Genomic DNA, 22,136 nt, shown 5'->3' on the forward strand with positions numbered 1-22,136 from the left:
CCATATACGGAGGCATCCTCCGTTTACAAGGGAGGGTAAAAAGAAAAAGGAATGGCCGGTTCATCACCAGAAATTGTCCGCAAGCCGCGCGCCGACGCCGTGCGCAATCGCGAGCGCGTGCTGGAAGCGGCCAAGGCCGTGTTTTCGGCCGGCGGCAGCGAGGCGAGCCTCGAGGCCGTCGCGCGCCATGCCGGCGTCGGCATCGGCACGCTGTATCGCCACTTCCCGACCCGCGAGGCGCTGTATGAGGCGGTCTATCGCCGCGAGGTCGAGCAGCTCGGCGATCTTGCCGAGCAATTGCAATGCGCCCCCGAGCCTGTCGAGGCGCTGCGGCGCTGGCTGCGCGCCAATGTGGAGTTCGTCGCGACCAAGAAGGGCATGGTCGCCGCTCTCGCGCTGGTCGCGCACGGCTCGACCGAGTTGCACGCCTATTCGTTCGATCGCCTCACCAAGGCGATCGGCACGCTGCTCGCGCGCGCCGTCGCGGCCGGCGCCATTCGCGACGACATCAGCGCCGAGGACGTGCTGCGCGCGCTGATCGGCATGTGCTACATGCACGACCAGCCGGGCTGGCAGACCACGGCGCTCAGGCTGTTGGATGTGTTCGTGGACGGGCTGCGGCTGCAGCCGGCGGGTGCAGCGGCATCCACGGCAAAACCCGCGAAGAAGAAGGCCGGTGGGCCGCGCTCGCCGTAGCCCGCATGAGCGGAGCGACATTTCGGGGACGAGTAGCCCCCCGATATCGCTGCGCTCATCCAGGCTACACTTGCTGCACTCAGGCTCCTGGATGTGTTCGTGGACGGGCTGCGGCTGCAGCCGGCGGGTGCAGCGGCATCCGCGGCAAAGCCAGCAAGGAAGAAGGCCGGCCGGCCGCGCTCACCGTAGCTGCTACAAGTGTGTCGTAATCAGAAATACTCCGCGCGAAGGCCAGGTGTTGGGCGCGCGGATTCCAGCCATTGAACGAAGGTCGAATGGGCGATCCGGTGTTTCCGTTCGCGCGTCGTCCCCGGGAATGACTATGCTGGCATAAAACAGGTAGACGCGAGAGCCAACTCCGCGATCTGCCGATTGGCCATGGCGAGGAAAACGCGCGTTCGCGCTCGAGCTTTCGAGGACGACTCCCGCCGTTCGGGAAAAGATGCGCCTGCCGTTCATTTGGATTGCCGAAATGAACGAGAGCATCTCATCTCCGTTTATCCGCTACCCTATCGGCACCTCGCTGCTGATGGCCGGCATTCTGTTCGTCGGCATCGTCGCCTATCCACTGCTGCCGGTCGCGCCGCTGCCGCAGGTCGACTTTCCGACCATCCAGATCTCGGCAAGCCTGCCGGGCGCCAGCCCCGAAACCATGGCCTCCTCGGTTGCGCAGCCGCTGGAGCGGCAATTCGCGCAGATTCCCGGCATCGCGCAGATGACCTCGACGAGCTCACTCGGGTCGACCGCGGTCACCATTCAGTTCGATCTGAACCGCAACATCGACGGCGCCGCCAACGACATCCAGGCGGCGATCAATGCCGCCAGCGGCCAGCTGCCCAAGAACCTGCCGTCGCCGCCCACCTATCGCAAGGTTAACCCGGCGGACTCGCCGATCCTGCTGTTGTCGGCGACCTCCGACACCCTGCCACTGATCAGGGTGAGCGATGCGGTCGACGCCCAACTCGGGCAGCAGATCAGCCAGATTTCCGGCGTCGCCCAGGTGTTCATCGGCGGACAGCAGAAACCCGCGATCCGCGTGCAGATCGATCCCGCCAAGCTGGTCGCCAAGGGGCTCTCGCTGGAAGATATCCGCAGCCAGATCGCCATCACGACGGTCGACAGCCCGAAGGGCAACATCGACGGCGCCAGCCGCGCCTACACGATCTACGCCAACGATCAGCTCCCGGATGCCAAGGACTGGAATGACGTCATCGTCGCCTACCGCAACGGCGGCCCGTTGCGGATTCGCGACATCGGCCAGGCCGTCGCCGGGCCGGAAGACATGAAGCAGGCCGCCTGGGCGGACGGCAAGCGCGGCGTCTTCCTCGTCATCTTCAAGCAACCCGGCGCCAATGTCATCGGGACGGTCGACAGGATCAAGGCGCAACTTCCAAGACTGATTGCCGCGATTCCGCCCGCCATCAAGATCAAGATCATCAGCGACCGGACCTTGACCATCCGCGCCGCCGTCGAGGACGTGCAGATCACGTTGCTGATCACCATCGTTCTGGTCGTCATGGTGATCTTCGTCTTCCTGCGCAGCTTCTGGGCCACGGTGATTCCTGCCGTCACCGTGCCGCTCGCGCTGCTCGGCGCCTGCGCGCTGATGTGGGCGTTCGGCTATACGCTCGACAACCTGTCGCTGATGGCGCTGACGATTGCGGTCGGCTTCGTGGTCGACGACGCCATCGTCATGCTGGAGAACATCACGCGATACGTCGAGCAGGGCGAGCGGCCGCTTGCCGCGGCGCTGCGGGGCGCCGGAGAGATCGGATTCACGATCCTGTCGATCAGCATTTCACTGGTCGCGGTGCTGATCCCGTTGCTGCTGATGGGGGGCGTCATCGGCCGGCTGTTCCGCGAGTTTGCGGTGACCCTGGCGATGGCGATCTTCGTCTCGCTGGTGGTGTCGCTGACGCTGACGCCGATGATGGCATCGCGCTTCCTGCGCGCGCATGGCGAAACCAGGCACGGCCGGCTCTACCAATGGAGCGAGGCGGCATTCGACAGGATGCTGCATGGCTATGAGCGCGGCCTCGATCTGGCGCTGAGCTGGAGCCGGACCACGCTCTGCATCTTCTTCGCGACGCTGGCGCTGTCGGTCTATTTGTTCGTGATCATACCGAAGGGATTTTTCCCGCAACAGGACAACGGCTTCCTGAACGCCGTGTCGGAGATGGCCCAGGACATCTCGTTTGCCGACATGAAGCAGCATCAGGAAGAACTCAGCCGGATCGTCCGGGCCGATCCCGCGGTCGACAGCATGGCCGAGTTCATCGGCGGCGGCGGCACCGCGCTGAATTCGGGCCGCATGTACATCACGCTGAAGCCGCACGAGGAGCGCGACGCGGATGCGCAGCAGATCATCGCGCGGTTGCGGCCGAAGCTCGAGGCGGTCGAAGGTGCACGCCTCTACATGCAAGCCTCGCAGGACGTCCGGCTCGGCGGCCGCGCCACCCGGACGCAGTTCGAATACACGCTGCAGGACGCCAACCTCGCCGAGCTGAACCAGTGGGCGCCGAAGATCCTGGCCAGCATGAAGACCCTGCCCGAATTGCGCGACGTCGCGACCGACCAGCAGACCGAGGGAACGACGCTGACGATGACCATCGATCGCGACACCGCGTCGCGCTACGGCATCCAGCCGCAATTGATCGACGACACGCTGTACGACGCGTTCGGCCAGCGCCAGGTGGCCCAATACTTCACCCAGCTCAACAGCTATCACGTCATCCTGGAGATCCTCCCCGAGTTGCAGGGCAAGCTCGACACGCTCAACAAGCTCTACATCAAGTCGCCGGCGACGGGCGACGAAGTCCCGCTCTCGGTGTTCTGCAAGTGGACGACGGTTCCGGTGCGCCCGCTGGCGATCGCCCACCAGGGGCAGTTTCCTGCGACCACGATCAGCTTCAACCTCGCGCAAGGGGTCGCGCTCGGCCAGGCCACCGATGCCATCCAGAACGCCGTCGCCAATCTCGGGGCTCCGGCGACGCTCAGCTCGAGCTTTCAGGGCACTGCGCAGGCCTTTCAGGAGTCACTGAGCTCGGTGCCGCTGCTGATCCTGGCTGCGCTGGTCGTGGTCTATCTGATCCTCGGCATGCTCTATGAAAGCTACATCCATCCGCTCACGATCCTTTCCACGCTGCCGTCGGCCGGCGTCGGTGCGCTGGCGATCCTGATGGCGTTCGGGTTCGATTTCAGCCTGATCGCGCTGATCGGCATCATCCTCCTGATCGGGATTGTGAAGAAGAACGGCATCATGATGGTCGACTTCGCGATCGCCGCCGAACGCGAAGAGCATCTGTCGCCGCGTGAATCGATCCGGAAGGCGGCGCTCTTACGTTTCCGCCCGATCATGATGACGACGATGGCAGCCCTGCTCGGCGGCGTACCGCTGATGCTCGGCACCGGAACAGGCGCGGAAATTCGTCAGCCGCTCGGCTACGCGATGGTTGGCGGCCTGATCGTGAGCCAGGCGTTGACGCTGTTCACGACGCCGGTCGTGTATCTCTATCTCGACAGATTCTCGAACGCGCTTTCGAATTGGACGGCGACGAAACGAGACGACGATGCCGAACCGTCCGTGAACCGGGATGCCGCCGAATAGCGCAGCTCAGCCGCGTTGCGCCTCCTCCACCAGCCAGTCCCGAAAGGCGACCAGCGCGGGATTGGACTCCGAGGACGTCGGATAGACCGCATAGTGGCAATAGGCCACGCGCAGACTGTGGTCGGACAGGCGGACCAATTTCCCCGCCAGCATGTCCGATCGTGTGATCGAGAGGCGCCCAAGCGCAATGCCCTGCCCGGTCACGGCAGCCTCCATCAGCGCGTTGGTATCGGTGAAGGACGTGCCGACGATGTCGCGGTCGAGCTTCAGACCCGCCGACTTGAACCAGGCGCGCCATGACAGGTTGCGGTCGATCAGGAGCGGCTCCGACAGCATCGCAACCGGGTCCTTCGGCAACCGGCCGCCGTTGAGGCTCGGGCTGCACACCGGGAAAAACTCTTCACCGAACAGCTTGATGGCGCGAAGCCCCTTCCAGTCGCCGGTCCCGAACCGGATCGCGATGTCGACGCCATCGGATTTGAAATTGGCCAGCGCCTGACCGGACTTGATGTGCAGGTTGATGTACGGATAGCGGGCCGTGAAGCGCGACAGCCGCGGAACCAGCCAGCGCGCCGCCATCACCGGCAACAAGCTCACGGTCAGCTCGGCGTCGGCACGACGTGTATGAAGGCTGCCGAGCGCCGCGTTCAATTCCGAAAACGCGCCCTTGACGCCGGCCTGCAGCCGCAGTCCGGCCGGCGTCGGCACCATCCGGTTGCCCTGCCGCTCGAACAGCGTCAGGCCGAGTTCCTCTTCCAGTTGGCGGATGCGCTGGCTCACCGCGCTGTGCGTCACGTGCAGCTCGCGCGCAGCTTCCGAGTAGCTGCCGTGACGGCAAGCCACCTCGAACACGCGCAGGGTCTCCAACGGCGGCAACGGGGCCATCAGGCGATTGTTAGGAACGCTAACAAGCGCTGTCAAATCATATCGTTCGCGCCGTTGCCGCGCCGGGACTAGTTGAGCAGGTGCCGAGATCGTGCACCCTGGAGCACCTGCGATGTCCTCTTCCGCCGTTCTATTGCGCCGAACCGAAGCACCGGCCGACGCGCGTTGCCCGCAGCGTCACGCAAGCCCGCCGTCGCGCGCCGCAGCCACCGATCTCGATCCGCGCACCCGCATGCTGCTGGAGCAGCCGATCGCGCCGCTGATCCTGCGGCTTGCGCTGCCCAACGCCACAGTGATGATGGTGCAGATCCTGATCGGCTTGCTGGAGGTCTATTTCGTCTCGCGCACCGGCGTCGATGCGCTTGCCGGCGTGGCGCCGGTGTTTCCGCTGGTGTCGCTCGTGGTGGCGATCGCGCAGGGTGCGATCGGCGGCGGCTTCGTCACGACGGTCGCGCGTGCGCTCGGCACCGGCCGGATCGGCAACGCCAGCGACTACGCGTGGTATGCCGTGGTGCTCGGCGTCCTGCTCGGCCTCGCGACATCAGTCGTGATGCTGACATTGGGCGCGCAGCTCTACGGCACGATGGGCATCTCGGGCAACGCGCTTGCGATCGCGCTGTCCTATTCCGGCATCATCTTTGCCGGCGCGATCCCGATCTGGCTGTTCAACCTGCTGATGGCGGTGGTGCGCGGCACCGGCAATCTGCTGGTCCCGGTGATCGTGGTGTGCAGCGGCGCGTTGATCCTGCTGCCGCTGTCGCCGGCGCTGATCTTCGGCGCGTTCGGTTATCAAGGCCTCGGCCCCTCCGGCGGCGCCGTCGCGATGCTCGTATACTACGCGTTCGGAACGCTGGTCTATGCGGTCTATCTCTGGGGCCACTTTGGCGCGCTGAAGCCATCGTTTCGCATGCCGACGCTCTCGCTTGCGCCAATGCTTGCGATCCTTCGCGTCGGCGGCATGTCGGCCGTCGTGTCGGCCACCACCAATCTGACGCTTGCGATCGTCACCGCCTATGTCGCGATCGGCGGCGTCGAGGCGCTGGCTGGCTACGGCGCGGGCTCGCGGCTCGAATTTCTGCTGGTCCCGCTCGCCTACGGCATCGGCGGACCGGTCGGCATCATCATCAGCGCCAATCTCGGCGCCGGCCGGATCGACCGCGCGGTGAAGACGTCATGGATCGGGGTTGCGATGGCCTGCACGCTCACTGAGCTGATCGGGCTGGCTGCGGCGGCCTTCCCCGAAGCCTGGATCGGGCTGTTCAGCCAGGACCCGGCCGTGCTGCAGATCGGCGCTGAGTATCTGCACCGCGTCGGACCGTTCTTCGGATTCTTCGGGCTCGGCTACGTGCTCTACTGTGCCGGCCAGGCGACCCGGCGAATGGAGGCGTCGGTGCTCGCCGCCTTGCTCAGAGCCGCGATCGCCGTCGCCGGAGGCTACGCGGTGATCGCGTTGAAAGCGGATGTCACCTGGAATTTCATAGCCGTCGCCGTCGGCATGGTCGCGTTCGGCCTGTTCGCACTGCCGCCGCTGATCAGGCGCGCGGGCTACGACGACCCGCTTGCTTGAACCGTCACCCGAACCTGACATCGTAGCGCTTGATCGACAGCTTCTTGGTGTCGATCTCGGGCTTCTTGCCGGAGAGCATGTCGGCCAGCACCCGGCCCGAGCCGCAGGCCATGGTCCAGCCGAGCGTGCCGTGCCCGGTGTTGAGGTGCAGATTGGCAAACCGCGTCGCGCCGATCACCGGCGGGCCGTCCGGCGTCATCGGGCGCAGGCCGCACCAGAAGGTGGCCTTGGGCAGGTCGCCGCCGCGCGGAAACAGATCGGTCAGCGAGTGGTCCAGCGTCGCGCGCCGCGCGTCGTAGAGCTTGGTCGAATAGCCCGAGATCTCGGCGGTGCCGCCGACCCGGATGCGATCGCCGAGCCGGGTGATCGCGACCTTGTAGCTCTCGTCCATCACGGTCGATTCCGGCGCGCCGGCGGCATCCTTGATCGGCACCGTGATCGAATAGCCCTTCACCGGATAGACTGGCAGCGAGATGCCGAGCGGCCGCACCAGATGCGGCGAGTAGCTGCCCAGCGCCAGCACGTAGGCATCGGCGGTCATCAGGCCGGCACTGGTCGCAACGCCGGTGATGCGGGTGGCATCCGCGTTCAGGCCGTCGATGCCGACATTGAAATTGAAGCGCACGCCGATCTTCTCGGCTTCCAGTGCGAGCGCCTGCGTGAACATGTGGCAGTCGCCGGTCTCGTCATGCGGCAACCGCAGCCCGCCGGCGAATTTCTGCTTCACGGCGGCCAGCGCCGGCTCGGCTTTGATGCAGCCGTCACGGTCGAGCACCTCGAACGGGACGCCGTATTGCTTCAGCACGGCGATGTCATCGCCGGTGTGATCGAGCTGGGCCTGCTCGCGAAACAGCTGCAGTGTGCCCTGCGCACGTTCGTCGTAGCGGATGCCGATGTCATTGCGCAGCGCCTGCAGGCAGTCGCGGCTGTATTCCGCGATCGGAATCATCCGGCTCTTATTCACCGCGTAGCGCGACGTGGTGCAGTTGCGCAGCATCTTCAGCAGCCAGAGCCACATCACGGGATCGAGCTTCGGGCGGATCACCAGCGGGCCGTGCTTCATCAGCAGCCACTTCACCGCTTTCACCGGCACACCGGGTCCAGCCCAGGGCGACGAATAGCCCGGCGAGACTTCGCCGGCATTGGCGAAGGAGGTTTCGAGCGCAGGCTTCGGCTGACGGTCGATCACCGTCACCTCATGGCCGGCACGCGCAAGGTAATAGGCGGAGGTGACGCCGATCACGCCACTGCCGAGAACAAGGACCTTCACTTTTCCTCACATCCTGCAGCGAAAACGCAATCGCCGCTGCGAAACCACTCTGCTTCGCAACGGCGACAGCAATTTGTAGAGCTAGCTAAAGTTTAGCTAGCAATTATCAGGCCACGCGCTTGATGGCCTCGCCCAGGATCGAGACGATGTCGTCGATATGCGACTTCTCGACGATCAAGGGCGGCGACAGCGCCAGCGAGTCGCCGCTCATGCGGAAGTAGAGGCCGCGATTGAAGCAATCGACCATGACGTCGTAGCCGCGCGCACCGACGACCCCGTCACGCGGCGCGAGCTCGACCGCGCCCATCAGGCCCTGATTGCGGATGTCGACGACGTTCGGCAGACCCTTGAGCGAGTGCAGGCCATCGCGCCAGTAATCGGAGAGCGAGGCGCCGCGGGTCAAGAGACCCTCGTCCTTGTAGATATCGAGCGTGGCAAGACCTGCGGCGCAAGCCACCGGATGCGCCGAATAGGTGTAGCCGTGGAACAGCTCCATGGCGTTATCCGGACCGACCATCAGCCCGTCATGGACCTGGCGGCTGGCGAACACCGCGCCGCACGGCACGGTGCCGTTGGTGATGCCCTTGGCGGTCGTCATCATGTCCGGCGTGACGCCGTAGAAGTTGGCGGCGAACGGCGTGCCGAGGCGGCCGAAGCCGGTGATGACCTCGTCGAAGATCAACAGGATGCCGTGCTTGGTGCAGAGCTCGCGCAGGCGCTGCAGGTAGCCCTTCGGCGCCGGCAGCACCGCGGTCGAACCGGGCACCGGCTCGACGATCACGGCCGCGATGGTGTCCGCGCCATGCAGCGCGACCATCCGCTCGACGTCGTCGGCGAGCTCGGCGCCATGGTCCGGCTGGTCCTTGGCGAAGGCGTTGCGGGCGAGATCATGGGTATGACGGATGTGGTCGACACCCGGCAGATGGGTCGCGAACTGGCGACGGTTGGCGACCATGCCGCCGACCGACATGCCGCCGAAGCCGACGCCGTGATAGCCGCGCTCGCGGCCGATCAGACGGGTGCGGGTCGGCTGGCCGGCGGCACGGTGATAGGCCAGCGCGATCTTCAGCGCGGTATCGACCGATTCAGAACCCGAATTGGTGAAGAAGATCCGATCCAGCCCCTTCGGGGCGATCTCGGCGAGGCGCTCGGCGAAATCGAATGCCAGCGGGTGGCCCATGTTGAAGGAGGGCGCGAAGTCCAGCGTGGACAGCTGGCGCTCGACGGCGGCCGCGATCTGCGGTCGGCCATGGCCGGCGTTGACGCACCAAAGACCGGCGGAGCCGTCGATCACCTGCCGGCCGTCGACCGAGGTGTAGTACATGCCCTTGGCGGAGGAGAACAGCCGTGGCGCTTTCTTGAACTGCCGGTTGGCCGTGAAGGGCATCCAGAACGAATCGGTCTTGATGGTGTTCGGAATCTGATGAACGGTCACGGTGCACTCCATGGGCTGGGTTTGCCTAGTCGGACCACTCTTCCCGGCACTCAACAAGTCCTTTTCTGTCGCACGGCAAGCCATTGATCTTGTTGAGGCGGTCTGCGACTATTTGTTCGATCCGCAACACCTGCAACAGGGATCTGTCATGAGCGTCGACATCGGCGGTCGGCTTCGATTCATCCGCGCGCGGCACAAGCTGTCGCAGCGCGAGCTCGCCAAGCGCTCCGGCGTGACCAATTCGACGATTTCGCTGATCGAATCCAACCAGATGAACCCGTCGGTCGGCGCGCTGAAGCGGATCCTCGACGGCATCCCGATGGGGCTTGCGGAATTCTTCGCGATCGAGCCGGAGCGGCCGCGCAAGGCGTTCTACCGCGCCGATGAGCTGACCGAGATCGGCAAGAAGCCGATCTCCTACCTCCAGATCGGTGACAGCCTGTTCGGACGGGCGTTGCAGATCCTGAAAGAGCGCTACGAGCCCGGCAGCGACACCGGCCGGGTGCCGCTGGTGCATGAAGGCGAGGAAGGCGGCATCGTGGTCTCGGGCCGGCTCGAGGTCACGGTCGACGACGAGCGGCGGGTGCTCAACGCCGGCGACGCCTATTACTTCGAAAGCCGCCGCCCGCACCGCTTCCGCTGCATCGGCGCCAAGCCGTGCGAGGTGATTTCGGCCTGTACGCCGCCGACATTTTGAACCCGGCGCAGGCGCTGCGCGACCCAAGCCGCAAGGGCCGCATGTCGCGGTCTTGCGGGTGACGTCGATGCCTTGCTCCCCACGGCTTGCGGCCGCCGTCGCGGCCATCTCGGTCCTTGCGCCCGGCGCGTCGGCTGCGATGGACGATTTCCTGCGCGCATCGAGCAGCGCGCCGACCGCGATCAGGCTGTGCGGCGATAGCGGCGACGACCGGATCAAGACCGCTGACTGCAAGAAGGCCGGCTACGACAAGCTGGTGGCGCAGATCGACAAGGCGTTCGACGCGGCGCTTCCCAAGCTGCCGGCGAATGTCAGGCCGCTGCTGAAGCGCGACCAGGCCTGGTTCAACGAGATGATCATCGACGCCGCGGAAGTGCTTGCCGATACCGACGAGGACGAGCTGAAAGCCAGTTTTGCCGCGGCCTTGCGCCGCCGCGCGGCCGCGCTTGAGGGCATCGCATCCGGCCGTCCGGGCCTGTCAGGCAACTGGGTCAATGCCTTCGGCCACCTCACGCTGACGCCGAGCGAAGGCGGCGCCTATCGCCTCGCCGCCGATCTGCGCGGCGACTATGGCGGCGATCGCAGGCGAACCTGCAAGCTGACGGCCGATCTGAAGCCCTCGGGGACTGCCTGGCTCTCCGGCCCCGTGCTGATCGAGGCCGAGACGGCGCCCGACAAGCCCAAGACCAACATGGCGACCGATGCCACGCCCGCCTCAAGCAAGCCGCCGTCAATAAAACTCCGCCGCCAGGGCGAGACGCTGCGGATCGTCGGCGCCATCGATGACGAGGAGTTTGACGGGCTCAACGACTGCTCGTCGATGTGGCAGGTCACCGGCAGCTACTTTGCCGCCGGCAAGGATGCTGCATCCGACAAGACCGACACCGCGTTCATCGCGCCGACCTTCGACTGCACCAGGCCCGAGACCGCGACCGACGAGGAAATCTGCGCCGATCCTGATCTCGCCGACAATGACCAACGGCTGAACCGCGCCTGGAAGGCGTTGCAGCCGCGGCTCGACGAGGCGACGCGGCGCGCGCTGATTGACGACCAGCGCAACTGGGTGAAAAGCCAGACCGAACAATTCCCGGAATTCCTGCATCCGGCCTGGAACAAGCAGAGCTCGCAGGTCCACTTCACCGTCGATGCGCGCGATCACGTCAACGGATTGCAGCGCGAACGCCTGGCGCTGCTCGAAGGCTTTGACGACAAGCGCAGCGGGCTTGCCGGCGTCTGGCTGGCCTATAACGCCATCATCAAGGTCACCGTTGAGAAAGACGGCGCGCTGAAAGCGGCCGGATGGAAGTGGGACCAGGGCGACTGGAAGGCCGGCTGCGACTATGAGATGACGGGCAAGATCACCGGCGGCGCGTTCCGCTCCGACGAGCAGCGCAAGAATCCGGATACGCTCGAGCGCGACCATGCGATGCTGATCGTCAACCGGCAGGACGATGTCTTCGCCAAAAAGCGTACCGGGAAGGATGGCACCAAAGACAGCGCGGACGAGGCGAAATGCAAGCGCCGGCTCGACAACTCCTCGACCGCGCGGCTGTTTCCTGCCCGTCCCTCGGCCGACATCGACAGTTTCAAGGGCTCGATCAGGTAGCTGCGCGGCCAGACGGCTGCGCCATCACAGATTACGGGTCTGGTGGTCGCCATAGGCGATCACGAACGCGACCGTCGCGAACATCATGGTCACGGCGATGACGACGAGAATGGTATCCAGGGTCATGACGGTCCTCCAAGATTGCCAAAACAAGGTTAGTGCGCCGGCCGGAGGAAGCCTTGCGGCAGATCAATTTTTCGACGGAAATCGATCGCGCGTGAAACCACGCCGGATTTGCCGCGTAAGCTCAAGGATCGACCAGGGAGCCTTCCGGTGCGCGCGATCGCCCTCATTGCCGCCATTCTGGTCGCCCTCGCCTCGCCCGCCGGAGCCGACGACGTTGGTGCCGCGCAGGACGTCATCCGCGCCCAGGAGCAGGCCTTCGGCCGCGACGACGCCGCGGCGGCCTATTCCTATGCCGCCCCCGCGATCCGGCAGATCTTTCCGCAGGCCGATATCTTCATGTCGATGGTGCAGAACCAATACGCGCCGGTCTATCGCCACAGGAGCTTCGAGTTCGGCGAGGCACAGAGCGCGGGCGACCGGATCGCGCAACGCGTTCACATCGTCGACGCCAATGGCGAGGCGTGGGAGGCGCTCTACACGCTGGAGCGGCAGGCCGACGGCAGTTTGAAGATCACCGGCTGCTCATTGCTGAAGGCCGGTCAGGCGGTGTGAGCGAGGGTTAGGCCATCGCCAGCCGCTGCCGCGACCGCATCAGGAGCAGCAGGATGATGCTGACATTGAGCAGATTCCAGGCAAGGCCATTGGCGAAGGCCGCGGCATAGGAGCCGGTGGCGTCGAAGATCACGCCCGAGATCCAGCCGCCAAAGGACATGCCGAACACCGAGGCGAAGATCACGATCCCGATCCGGGTCGCAGCCTCGGAGGCCGGCATCGCCTCGCGGACGATGATGGCGTAGCTCGGCACGATGCCGCCCTGAAACAGGCCGAACATCGCCGAGATGATGTAGAGCGAGGTCAGGCCGTCGAAGAACAGATAGAACAGCAGCGCCGCGCCCTGCGCGATCGATCCGATCAGGAGGGTGCGGATGCCGCCGATCCTGTCAGCGAGGAAGCCGGAGCCGATCCGGCTGATGATGCCGAAGCCGAGCATCAGCGACAGCATCTCGGCGCCGCGCGCCACGCCGTAGCCCAGATCGCCGCAATAGGCGACGATGTGAACCTGCGGCATCGACATCGCCACGCAGCAGGAGATCGACGCGAGCGACAGGATCGCGGTCAGCGCGTTGGTGGAGAGCCGCATGTCGACCCGCGGCGGCGCCGCGTTGACATGGCTGCGCCGGGTCGCCGCGCCCATCAGCAAACGCAGCACCACGAGCGCAAGCGCCATCGCGATCGCGGTGAAGATGCCGATCGCAATATGGGTGGTGCGCCAGCCGACGCTCTGCATGCCGAAATTGACCAGCGGCGGCCACACCGTGCCGCCGACATAATTGCCGCTGGCGGCGATCGCGACCGCGAGGCCGCGGTAACGCTCGAACCAGTGCGAGGCCTCCGCCATCAGAGGACCGAAGGTCGCGGCTGACGACAGGCCGATCGCGAAATGCAGCAGGATGACGGCCCAGATCGACGGCGCGTAGCCGGCGCCGATATAGCCGAGGCCCAGAATGCCGATCCCTGCGCCGATCGCGGCGACGATGCCATAGCGGTCGCTGATCTTGCCGGTCACGACCTGGCCGATGCCGAAGCCGAGCATCACCATGGTGAAGGCGAGCGAGGCCGTTCCGCGGGTGACGCCGAAGTCGGTCTGCACCGCCGGCAACGCCACCACGACCGACCACATGCCGACGCTGCCGAGCGAACCGATCACCACGGCGACGGCAAGACGCAGCCAAGCCCGGCGCGAGTCGGGAATAAACACTGCGGCTTCAGGGGAAAATTCAGAAGAAATTACCACGGCACGCGGAACTTCGTCGGCATTTGCCTCCGGGTCAAGCCGCATTGCCGAGAGATTAGGCATGCGCCAGCAAGGGGACGCATTACCTTCACCGGCGCGTGAGGCGCCTCAATTGCCGTAGTTGGGATCCTGCGCCTGGAACGGACCGCACTTCGCACCGATACCGAAGCGCTGATCGAAATCCACGGTGCCGCCGCCGACCGGTATGCGGGTCGGCGGCAAGCCGCGCGTGTACTGGTCGACGGTCACGGACTTCTTGTCCGCGCTCATCGTCACATGCACCGGCTCGAGGTCCTTGCCCTTGTTGAGCTCGGTCAGATCGAGCGTGTAGTAGCCGTCCGCAGTCTTGCCCGCGGCCATGCCGCCATGCGGCGCGAAGACGACGGATTGCGGCAGGTAGACCTCCATCAGGACACCGTTGCCCTTGCAGGCGATCATGCGGATCATCCAGGCCCGGTCGTCCGGCAGCGTCACGGCGGACGCCGGCGCCGACAGCAGCGCGATCGCAGCGGCAAAGGCTGCTGTCATGGTTCGACCTGCCCGGTTCGACATGGATGCCTCTTGCGGCTGAGTGGCGTTGCTGGCGTTTGGTCGGAGGCCGGGCCGCGAAAGTTCAATCCGCATCGTGCACCGCAGCGATCGCAACGGACCGATCGACCGGGAATATCGTTCGTCGAACCGTGATCCATGCTGATGAGAAAACTGCTACAATGCGAGCCGGTTCACATTGGCGGCTCGCCGTCCGGACCTATCATCCCGCCCGGATGGCGCGCAGCTCGCAAGGTATGCGGATCGAAGCGCACACTGTCGGAGGGTCGTCATGCATTTGTCTTCAGCAGAGTGGTTGCCCGTTGCGTCGGCGCCGTCGGACCGGGAGCTCGAGGTCTGTGTCCTCGACTATGACGGCATGGTCCATGCGCTGATGTTCCCGTGCCACCGGGACGGCGCCGAATGGGTCGACCCTGCCGGCAGCAGGCATCTCGACATCCAGCCGACGCATTGGCGCAAATGGATGCTCTCAGCCAATTGACGCCGGCATGATCGGTCTCGGGCAGCCGACGCCGATCTCGCGCCGGTCCGGATATTGAGCTAATATTGTCACGTGAGGTTCAACGGTGGGCCAGGAGGCTCGTCATGGAATCACACGTGATCCCTTTCGAAAATCGCTGGACCAACGGCAAGCATGCCTGGGAGTGGCATTGCGAGCTCGAGCGGCTGGGCGTGCCGACGGTCCGGACGATGTACTGCGAGCATGAGACGCACCATCGCGACGAGCTTGCCGTGGTGTTCGACATTCCCGCGGGCTTCGTTCGCGACTGGCTGGCCTTTCATGACCAGCGCGCCGCCCGGCAGCAATTGCTGTGGCGCGCCAGCGTCATCACGCTCGGCCTCATCGCCGCATCGGGCGTCGTGCTCGGTGCGCTCCGTTAGAGGCAGCGAACCCGCCCCGAAGCGCAGCCGGGCGCTCCGACCCGCCTACCCCGGCCGGGATTCCCCATGCCCGGCGCCTGTGACGACCCGCCCACCCCGCAAAACGCACTTATTAACCCTTTGCTAACCATACACCCGGCAAGAATTGCCGAGTGAAGTCGAGTGTCGTCGAACGCGTATAGCGGGTGGAGATCCCCGTGGACGCCAGCGCGGTGCCTCACTTTCGGAACGGCGGCCCTGCGGCCGTCGCGCAGACGCTTGGCGGCCGCAGCCGCCAGTCGCGGGGGAGAGCGGCTACCATGGTCGACGTCACGGCGGGTCAGGGCACGGCAGGCAAGGGCGGATTGCCGAGCCTCGGCGAGATCGGCGACATTTTCAAGCGTGGCGATCTCGCGCTGGCGCTCGGCGTCCTCACCATCCTGGTGGTGCTGATCCTGCCGCTGCCCTCGATCGTGCTCGACCTGTTTTTGGCGGTCTCGATCACGATCTCGATCCTGATCCTGATGACCTCGCTGTTCATCCAGGCGCCGCTGGAATTCTCGTCGTTTCCGACCATCCTGCTGATCTCGACCATGATGCGGCTGTCGCTGAACATGGCGTCGACCCGGCTGATCCTGAGCCACGGCCACGAGGGCACGGCGGCCGCCGGCCACGTCATCGAGGCGTTCGGCAACTTCGTGATGGGCGGCAACTTCGTGATCGGCATCATCGTGTTCGCGATCCTGGTGATCGTGAACTTCGTGGTCATCACCAAGGGTTCGGGCCGCATCGCCGAAGTCGCGGCGCGCTTCCAATTGGACTCGATGCCCGGCAAGCAGATGGCGATCGACGCCGATCTGTCCGCCGGCCTGATCGACGAGAAGGCCGCCAAGGAGCGCCGCAAGGCGCTGGAAGACGAGAGTGGCTTCTTCGGTGCGATGGACGGCGCCTCGAAATTCGTCCGCGGCGACGCCATCGCCGGCCTCCTGATCGTCGGCATCAACATCGTCGGCGGCATCATCATCGGCGTCGCCCAGCAGGGCCTCTCCTTCGGTGAAGCCGCCCGCACCTACACCGTGCTGACCGTCGGCGACGGCCTCGTCACCCAGGTGCCGGCGCTGATCGTCTCGACCGCAGCCGGCCTGCTGGTCTCCAAGGCCGGCATCACCGGCGCCGCCGACAAGGCGCTGATGCGCCAGCTCTCCGGCTATCCGCAGGCGCTCGGCATGTCGGCCGGCGTCATGCTGGTGCTGGCGGTGCTGCCGGGCATTCCGACGCTGCCGTTCCTGGCGCTCGGCTCCGGCGCCGCGGCGCTGGCCTGGAACGCGCGCAAGAAGAAGCGGGTCGCCAACGCCGCCGAGGCCGCCGCCGCTGCCGCCCCCGCTGCAGCCGCGGCCGCCGCCGCTGCCGCCGCGGAAGAGCCGATCGCCGCCGCGCTGAAGATCGACGACCTCAAGATCGAGCTCGGCTACGCGCTGCTGCCGCTGGTCAACGGCCCCGACGGCACCGACCGCCTCACCGAGCAGATCAAGGCGCTGCGCCGCTCGCTCGCGATCGAGATGGGCTTCGTGATGCCGGCGGTGCGCATCCTCGACAATGTGCAGCTCGAGGCCAACAGCTACGTCATCAAGATCAAGGAAGTCGACGCCGGCACCGGCAAGATCTGGCCGAGCCAGTTCATGGTCATGGATCCCGCCGGCAACCAGGTGCAGCTGCCGGGCATCCACACCATCGAACCGACCTTCGGCCTGCCGGCGACCTGGGTCGATGCCGGCCTGAAGGAAGAGGCCGCGCTGAAGGGCTACACCGTTGTCGACGCCGCGACCGTGCTGTCGACGCACCTGACCGAGCTGCTCAAGACCAACATGTCGGACTTGCTGTCCTACGGCGAGGTGCAGAAGCTGCTGAAGGATCTGCCGAAGGAGCAGGGCGAGTTGATCAAGGACATCGTGCCGAGCCAGGTCACGGTGTCGGGCATCCAGCGCGTGCTGCAATTGCTGCTCGCCGAGCGGATTTCCATCCGCGACCTTTCCACCATCCTCGAAGGCATCGCCGACGCGCTGGCGTTCTCGCGCAATCCGGCCACCATGGTCGAGCATGTCCGCGCCCGGCTGGCGCGCCAGATCTGCGCCCAGAACACCTCGCCGAACGGCTATCTGCCGCTGATCGCGCTGTCGGCGCGCTGGGAACAGGCGTTTGCCGAGTCGATCGTAGGCCAAGGCGACGACCGCAGCCTGGCGATGCAGCCTTCGAAGCTGTCGGAATTCATGACCGCCGTGCGCAACGCCTTCGAGCAGGCGGCGCGCGAGGGCGAGGCGCCGGTGCTGGTGACGTCGGCCGCGATCCGGCCGTTCGTTCGCTCACTGGTGGAGCGGTTCCGCTCGCAGACCACCGTTTTGTCGCAGGCCGAGATCCATCCGCGGGCCCGGCTGAAGACCGTCGGCAGCGTGTAGAGCTTCTTGTTTGGACGCGTTTTCTTCACGCGAACCGGCGTCCACTTCGCTCGAAAACGCTCTAGCCGTCGCAAATCATTTGCGTTTTCGCCTGTGCTTTCTCGCCACAGGCAACTGATTTGTGTGGAACAGTCCGGAACGGCCCTATCTCAGGTAACATGATCCGGCTTCCGGGCAAGCCACTGATATTACATCCAGTTAATGTGGATTTTGGAAGCGGGGACGGTTTTTGATCGCGCCAGATCACGTCTCATCACGCCCTTGTGATGCCCCCTAGGGAACGGAATCGGCAAATCCTACGTTGGTGGGGCACGAGACGTTGAACCGAGCAAGAGACCAAACCGACAGATTTACTGAGAGCAGGAAGGCGGCAGGAGACTTCCATGAACCACTCGATCTACAGCGCTGATCGTACGACGCACCTGAAGATTGTGGTCGTGGCTCTGGTCGCCGGTATTCTGGTCGCTGGTTTCGGCATCACCGCGCACAATTCGTCGGACGAGGGTTACACCCAGACGGCACGTGTCATGAAGGCCGGCAAGCCGGTCGCGATCACGAGCACGAGCAACTCGCTGGTCCGCTAACAGGAGAGTTTCACGAATTCACGTAGTGTTCTTTACAGCCCCCCAAAGTCGCTGCGTGGATATTTAAGACCCCCAACTACCCCCAAGTTGACTATCGAAAACGCCCGCTCCCCACGGGCGTTTTCTTTTTTGTGCGGATGGTGGGTCGAACTCACTTCCCCGAGATGCAAGGCTGCAACCACGTCATTGCGAGCCACCCGGTCGGCGCGAAGCGCCGCCGGATGACAGGCTCCGCGAAGCAATCCATTGTCACCGAGCACGCGGAGCGATGGATTGCTTCGTCGCTATCGCTCCTCGCAATGACGGAACCGTTCGCGACCTCTTATAGCGGGTCCGCGCGGGTTTATCGCGGCGTCGAACCCGGCGCAGGCGGCACGGTCTCGATCAGCTTGCCGGTGAAGATGGGCGCCGAAGTCGGCTGGCCATTCGGCGAACCGCCGGCCTGCTCGACCGTCACCGCGTAGGTAGCGCCGTTGATCACGTCGGGATCGTAGCCCGACAGCACCGGGCGCGCGGTGAAATCATCGGCGCCGATCACGCCGAGCGAGCGCGGCTGCGGCAGCTTGTCGGAGATCAGCCAGAGCTCAAAGCTCTTGCCGGGCTCGGACGGGGCGCCGACCTTGCGCACGGTGAAATTCTTGGTCGCGCCGTCGATGGTCATGATGAAGGCCGGCCCGCCATTCTGTCCCTGCAACAGCGCGACATATTGCGCCGACGGCGCGAGCGCCGGCGCCGGCGTCTTCACTTCCACCGTCTGGATGCGCGGCTTCGGACGGATCGCATTCGGCAACGCATCGGGCCGGTAGATCTGCAGGCCGAGCGTGACCAGCAGCGCGGCCGCGATCGCGCTCGCGACTGAGGCGATGCCGCGCCAGCGTTTCACGCGGCTCGCAAGCGCGACGACGTTGCTGTCGCCCGCGCCAATCGGGGGCTGGACCGGTAGCTGCCGGATCTCGGCCGGCCGACGGAGCTCTGATGGCTGCGACGGCTCCGGATCGAACGCCGAGCCGAATTCGGGATCGTCGGTTGTCGGCGAAGGCGGCGGTGTCACCGTCGCGGCCGGCGTCTCGGGCAATACCAGCGGCGCCTGCGGCGCGCCGGCATGGCCGATCGCCGCCTTGATATTTTCCCAGACCACAGGGCGCGGCTCGACCAGGCCGACCATCTGGTTCAACGGCCCGAGCCTGGACTCCCAGGCTTGCACGAGCGCGGCGAACTCGGTGTCGACGGCCATCATGGTCTCGACCTGCGTGCGCTCGTCGGCATCGAGCGTACCGAGCGCATATTCCGCGGCGAGCGCGATATGGTCTTCGCTATAGGCCATCAATCAGAGTCCAAGACACTCCCGGATATCCATCAGGCTGCGGCGCAGCCAGGTCTTCACCGTGTTCACCGGTGTCTCGAACTTTGCGGCGAGCTGCTCTCGGCTCCAGCCGTTGTAATAGGCGAGCAGCACGAGCTTCTGACGATCGGGCTCCAGACGACCGACGCACTCCAGCAGCCGCTTCAACTCTTCCGTCATTTCCCGTCGCGCCAGCGGATCGGGAGAGTCGGCGGCGACTTCCATCGCCGCAGGCTCATCTTCCAGCGAGGACTCGCCCCGCTTGCGCACGACATCGATGGCGCGGTTGCGCGCGATCGACGCCATCCACGTGATCGGGGACGACAGGGCCGGGTTGAACTGCCCGGCGTTGTTCCAGATCTTGACGTAAGCCTCCTGAATGACCTCCTCGGCGAGGTCCTGACGCCGCAAGATACGGAGCACGACGCCAAAGAGTTTCGAGCGGGTCGCGGCGTACAGCCGCTCGAAGGCGGCCTGATCCCCCTTCGCGACGGCGGCGATCAGCCAGACGAGCTCAGCCGGCGTCAGCATTCAGCGCCCTCCAAGCCTGCATCCCCCATCGCCCCATTGCCACCGCGCCGCCGATCATCATCTGGTCTGGACCGGTGGTAGCATATTTTGGGACAGCATGATCCGCCAAGTGGCCGACGAGAGGCCGGCTTGTGGACAGCGCCCAACAAAAAGCCCGGGCGATCGGCCCGGGCTCTCAAGATGGTCAGCGGAGGGAGCGAGGTATCAGGCGATGACGCCGAGCCGGGCCCGCATCAGGCCGATCGAATCCATGTCGGCTTGCTCGCGAGCGCTCTCCTCCGCGCGCTCGCGCGCCTGGTCGCGCTCGTCAAGCAGTTCGACCTTCTTCAGCTCCTCGAATGCTTCCGACAGCAGCGCCTTGGCGTCGTCGAGCTGGGCACGCAGCTCGTCGGCCGAACGGGTCAGGTTCTCACGGCGCTGGATCGCGGCCTTGGCGTAGGTGGGATAGGCGAAGTGCGAGGGATCATTGATCCCGGCGCGCTCCTGCTCGGTCTGAATCTCGCGCTCGAGCTCGACGGACATGCGCTGGAAGTCGGCGATCATGCCTTCGATCTGGGTAACCCGACGGCGCTTTTCATCGACCTGAAACTTCTTCAGGCGGATCAGCGTTTCACGTGACTTCATCGACTCATACTCCCCAGAAGTCCCAATTCTGAACGCGGGACAGAACCGGCTCCCCCCTGGGCCCCGCCGGCATAGCTATGGTGTGCCGGGGATGATGGCCTGACAAAGTTAGCGTTCCGTTTCCAAACCCGACAGGATTTGAGCGAGTTGCCGGTAACCGTCGCCCAGGCTGGTCGCCTCGTCCTTGGCCTGGCGCAGGAAGCTTTCCAGCGGCTCATGCAGCCGGATCGCCTCGTCGACCTCGGGGCTGGAACCCGGCCGGTAGGCGCCGAGCCGGATCAGTTCCTCCATGTCGGCATAGGTCGCCATCACCTGCCGCGCCTTGTTGATGAAGGGCAGGAAGTCGGGGTCGGCGGACCGCGGCATGGTGCGCGAGACCGACTTGAGGATGTTGACCGCGGGATAGCGGCCGCGCTCGGCGATCGTGCGCTGCATCACAATATGGCCGTCGAGGATGCCGCGCACCGCGTCCGCGATCGGCTCATTGTGATCGTCGCCGTCGACCAGCACGGTGAAGATCGCGGTGATGGTGCCGACGCCGGTGCCCGGCCCTGCCCGCTCCAGCAGCTTCGGCAATTCGGTGAACACGGTCGGCGTGTAGCCCTTGGCGGTCGGCGGCTCGCCTGCCGAGAGGCCGATCTCGCGCTGCGCCATCGCAAAGCGCGTCACCGAGTCCATCAAGCACAGCACGTCCTGGTCCTCGTCGCGGAAATACTCCGCGATGGCGAGTGTCAGATACGCCGCCTGGCGCCGCATCAGCGCCGGCTCGTCCGAGGTGGCGACCACCACGACCGAGCGCGCCAGCCCCTCCTCGCCGAGATCCTCCTGGAGGAATTCCTGCACCTCGCGGCCGCGTTCACCGATCAGCCCGATCACCGAGATCGCGGCGTCGACATTGCGCGCCAGCATCGACAGCAGCACCGACTTGCCGACGCCGGAGCCGGCGAAGATGCCGAGCCGCTGGCCGCGGCAGCAGGTCAGGAAAGTATTAAGTCCGCGGACGCCGAGGTCGAGCGGCGGACCGACCCGCCTGCGCGAATGTGCCGGCGGCGGCGAGTTGCGGTAGGACATCGGCGAGGCGCCCTGTTGCAGCGGCCCCTTGCCGTCGATCGGTTCGCCCATCGCGTTGACGACGCGGCCGAGCCAGGCCGGCGACGGCCGCACCTGGCTCGCCGCATTGGCGATCACGGCGCGGCAACCACGCCTGACGCCCTCGAGCCCGCCGAACGGCATCACCACCGCGTTCTCGCCGGAGAAGCCGATCACCTCGGCCGGGATGAAGCGGCCGGCGCCGACGTCGATCACGATCCGGGCGCCGACCGACATCGCGTGAATGGGGCCGGCGATCTCGACCATGAGCCCGCGGACGCCGACCACACGGCCATAAATATTGACGCCGTCGATGTCCCCGATCTGCTCCGCGAGCGCCTTCATTGCGAAAACCTTAAGTTTCCGCAATTTTGCGCCGGCCGCTTAACTTCGTGTTTACCCGCATCATTAATCATTGC

19 protein-coding genes are annotated in these 22,136 nt (G+C 65.3%); 10 read left to right on the forward strand and 9 right to left on the reverse strand.

Annotated elements, in window-relative coordinates:
- The first annotated feature begins 51 nt into the window (after positions 1 to 51).
- Both ACVIGB_RS19900 and ACVIGB_RS19905 read left to right on the forward strand, forming a co-directional pair.
- Complete coding sequence (locus tag ACVIGB_RS19900; RefSeq protein ID WP_456721365.1) at positions 52 to 696, forward strand: TetR/AcrR family transcriptional regulator; 645 nt, start codon at positions 52 to 54, stop codon at positions 694 to 696.
- A gap of 472 nt (positions 697 to 1,168) precedes the next feature.
- On the forward strand, positions 1,169 to 4,303 hold the full coding sequence (locus ACVIGB_RS19905) for a multidrug efflux RND transporter permease subunit (protein WP_456721364.1): 3,135 nt from the start codon (positions 1,169 to 1,171) through the stop codon (positions 4,301 to 4,303).
- Between the two features lie 6 nt (positions 4,304 to 4,309).
- Here the strand turns inward: ACVIGB_RS19905 and gcvA are convergent, their stop codons facing one another.
- Entirely contained in the window at positions 4,310 to 5,188 is an 879-nt protein-coding gene (gcvA, locus tag ACVIGB_RS19910; protein WP_456721363.1) for a transcriptional regulator GcvA, read from the reverse strand.
- A gap of 112 nt (positions 5,189 to 5,300) precedes the next feature.
- On the opposite strand from gcvA, the gene ACVIGB_RS19915 reads away from it, so the two are divergent.
- On the forward strand, positions 5,301 to 6,755 hold the full coding sequence (locus ACVIGB_RS19915; RefSeq protein WP_456721362.1) for an MATE family efflux transporter: 1,455 nt from the start codon (positions 5,301 to 5,303) through the stop codon (positions 6,753 to 6,755).
- Positions 6,756 to 6,759: 4 nt separating this feature from the next.
- Here ACVIGB_RS19915 and ACVIGB_RS19920 read toward each other — a convergent pair whose 3' ends face one another.
- Positions 6,760 to 8,025: a D-amino acid dehydrogenase gene (locus tag ACVIGB_RS19920; RefSeq protein ID WP_456721361.1), complete on the reverse strand. Its 1,266-nt coding sequence runs from the start codon at positions 8,023 to 8,025 to the stop codon at positions 6,760 to 6,762.
- Between the two features lie 106 nt (positions 8,026 to 8,131).
- The gene (locus ACVIGB_RS19925) at positions 8,132 to 9,460 is read right to left on the reverse strand and encodes an aspartate aminotransferase family protein (RefSeq protein WP_092116387.1); all 1,329 of its coding nucleotides are present in this window, start codon (positions 9,458 to 9,460) and stop codon (positions 8,132 to 8,134) included.
- A 148-nt stretch (positions 9,461 to 9,608) separates the two neighbouring features.
- Here ACVIGB_RS19925 and ACVIGB_RS19930 point away from each other — a divergent pair, with 148 nt between their 5' ends.
- The 3 genes from ACVIGB_RS19930 (at position 9,609) to ACVIGB_RS19940 (ending at position 12,441) form a co-directional block, all read left to right on the forward strand.
- Positions 9,609 to 10,157 carry a cupin domain-containing protein gene (locus tag ACVIGB_RS19930; protein WP_018273259.1) on the forward strand — a complete coding sequence of 183 codons (549 nt, stop codon included), beginning with the start codon at positions 9,609 to 9,611 and terminating at the stop codon, positions 10,155 to 10,157.
- Positions 10,158 to 10,224: 67 nt separating this feature from the next.
- Complete coding sequence (locus ACVIGB_RS19935) at positions 10,225 to 11,763, forward strand: lysozyme inhibitor LprI family protein (protein ID WP_456721359.1); 1,539 nt, start codon at positions 10,225 to 10,227, stop codon at positions 11,761 to 11,763.
- 273 nt (positions 11,764 to 12,036) lie between these two features.
- Positions 12,037 to 12,441 carry a DUF4864 domain-containing protein gene (locus ACVIGB_RS19940; protein WP_456721358.1) on the forward strand — a complete coding sequence of 135 codons (405 nt, stop codon included), beginning with the start codon at positions 12,037 to 12,039 and terminating at the stop codon, positions 12,439 to 12,441.
- Between the two features lie 7 nt (positions 12,442 to 12,448).
- Here ACVIGB_RS19940 and ACVIGB_RS19945 read toward each other — a convergent pair whose 3' ends face one another.
- On the reverse strand, positions 12,449 to 13,648 hold the full coding sequence (locus ACVIGB_RS19945) for an MFS transporter (RefSeq protein ID WP_456721357.1): 1,200 nt from the start codon (positions 13,646 to 13,648) through the stop codon (positions 12,449 to 12,451).
- Positions 13,649 to 13,792: 144 nt separating this feature from the next.
- Positions 13,793 to 14,212, reverse strand: a complete 420-nt coding sequence (locus ACVIGB_RS19950; RefSeq protein ID WP_456721356.1) for a hypothetical protein — start codon at positions 14,210 to 14,212, stop codon at positions 13,793 to 13,795.
- A 292-nt stretch (positions 14,213 to 14,504) separates the two neighbouring features.
- On the opposite strand from ACVIGB_RS19950, the gene ACVIGB_RS19955 reads away from it, so the two are divergent.
- From ACVIGB_RS19955 to ACVIGB_RS19970, 4 genes are all read left to right on the forward strand, one after another.
- Entirely contained in the window at positions 14,505 to 14,714 is a 210-nt protein-coding gene (locus tag ACVIGB_RS19955) for a hypothetical protein (protein WP_456721355.1), read from the forward strand.
- 104 nt (positions 14,715 to 14,818) lie between these two features.
- Entirely contained in the window at positions 14,819 to 15,115 is a 297-nt protein-coding gene (locus ACVIGB_RS19960) for a hypothetical protein (RefSeq protein WP_176529589.1), read from the forward strand.
- 299 nt (positions 15,116 to 15,414) lie between these two features.
- Complete coding sequence (gene flhA, locus ACVIGB_RS19965; protein WP_456721354.1) at positions 15,415 to 17,547, forward strand: flagellar biosynthesis protein FlhA; 2,133 nt, start codon at positions 15,415 to 15,417, stop codon at positions 17,545 to 17,547.
- Positions 17,548 to 17,930: 383 nt separating this feature from the next.
- Positions 17,931 to 18,131, forward strand: a complete 201-nt coding sequence (locus ACVIGB_RS19970) for a hypothetical protein (protein WP_092116406.1) — start codon at positions 17,931 to 17,933, stop codon at positions 18,129 to 18,131.
- Positions 18,132 to 18,474: 343 nt separating this feature from the next.
- On the opposite strand, the gene ACVIGB_RS19975 is transcribed toward ACVIGB_RS19970, so the two are convergent.
- The 4 genes from ACVIGB_RS19975 to fliI form a co-directional block, all read right to left on the reverse strand.
- The gene (locus ACVIGB_RS19975; protein ID WP_456721353.1) at positions 18,475 to 19,455 is read right to left on the reverse strand and encodes an anti-sigma factor; all 981 of its coding nucleotides are present in this window, start codon (positions 19,453 to 19,455) and stop codon (positions 18,475 to 18,477) included.
- Positions 19,456 to 19,458: 3 nt separating this feature from the next.
- Positions 19,459 to 20,004 carry a sigma-70 family RNA polymerase sigma factor gene (locus ACVIGB_RS19980; protein WP_092116410.1) on the reverse strand — a complete coding sequence of 182 codons (546 nt, stop codon included), beginning with the start codon at positions 20,002 to 20,004 and terminating at the stop codon, positions 19,459 to 19,461.
- 204 nt (positions 20,005 to 20,208) lie between these two features.
- Entirely contained in the window at positions 20,209 to 20,628 is a 420-nt protein-coding gene (fliJ, locus tag ACVIGB_RS19985) for a flagellar export protein FliJ (RefSeq protein WP_021081901.1), read from the reverse strand.
- Positions 20,629 to 20,736: 108 nt separating this feature from the next.
- A complete protein-coding gene (gene fliI, locus ACVIGB_RS19990; RefSeq protein ID WP_212316405.1) occupies positions 20,737 to 22,062 on the reverse strand; it encodes a flagellar protein export ATPase FliI in 1,326 nt (441 codons plus the stop codon).
- Positions 22,063 to 22,136 lie beyond the last annotated feature (74 nt).

This window comes from Bradyrhizobium sp. USDA 4341 (assembly GCF_054063755.1).

Excerpts from the sequence above, each read along its gene's own strand:
- gcvA (WP_456721363.1), bottom strand. The coding sequence starts at position 5,188 with ATGGCCCCGTTGCCGCCGTTGGAGACCCTGCGCGTGTTCGAGGTGGCT.
- ACVIGB_RS19930 (WP_018273259.1), top strand. The coding sequence starts at position 9,609 with ATGAGCGTCGACATCGGCGGTCGGCTTCGATTCATCCGCGCGCGGCAC.
- fliJ (WP_021081901.1), bottom strand. The coding sequence starts at position 20,628 with ATGAAGTCACGTGAAACGCTGATCCGCCTGAAGAAGTTTCAGGTCGAT.
- ACVIGB_RS19980 (WP_092116410.1), bottom strand. The coding sequence starts at position 20,004 with ATGCTGACGCCGGCTGAGCTCGTCTGGCTGATCGCCGCCGTCGCGAAG.
- ACVIGB_RS19915 (WP_456721362.1), top strand. The coding sequence starts at position 5,301 with ATGTCCTCTTCCGCCGTTCTATTGCGCCGAACCGAAGCACCGGCCGAC.
- ACVIGB_RS19955 (WP_456721355.1), top strand. The coding sequence starts at position 14,505 with ATGCATTTGTCTTCAGCAGAGTGGTTGCCCGTTGCGTCGGCGCCGTCG.
- ACVIGB_RS19975 (WP_456721353.1), bottom strand. The coding sequence starts at position 19,455 with ATGGCCTATAGCGAAGACCATATCGCGCTCGCCGCGGAATATGCGCTC.
- ACVIGB_RS19970 (WP_092116406.1), top strand. The coding sequence starts at position 17,931 with ATGAACCACTCGATCTACAGCGCTGATCGTACGACGCACCTGAAGATT.
- ACVIGB_RS19950 (WP_456721356.1), bottom strand. The coding sequence starts at position 14,212 with ATGACAGCAGCCTTTGCCGCTGCGATCGCGCTGCTGTCGGCGCCGGCG.
- fliI (WP_212316405.1), bottom strand. The coding sequence starts at position 22,062 with ATGAAGGCGCTCGCGGAGCAGATCGGGGACATCGACGGCGTCAATATT.
- flhA (WP_456721354.1), top strand. The coding sequence starts at position 15,415 with ATGGTCGACGTCACGGCGGGTCAGGGCACGGCAGGCAAGGGCGGATTG.
- ACVIGB_RS19935 (WP_456721359.1), top strand. The coding sequence starts at position 10,225 with ATGCCTTGCTCCCCACGGCTTGCGGCCGCCGTCGCGGCCATCTCGGTC.
- ACVIGB_RS19905 (WP_456721364.1), top strand. The coding sequence starts at position 1,169 with ATGAACGAGAGCATCTCATCTCCGTTTATCCGCTACCCTATCGGCACC.
- ACVIGB_RS19960 (WP_176529589.1), top strand. The coding sequence starts at position 14,819 with ATGGAATCACACGTGATCCCTTTCGAAAATCGCTGGACCAACGGCAAG.
- ACVIGB_RS19900 (WP_456721365.1), top strand. The coding sequence starts at position 52 with ATGGCCGGTTCATCACCAGAAATTGTCCGCAAGCCGCGCGCCGACGCC.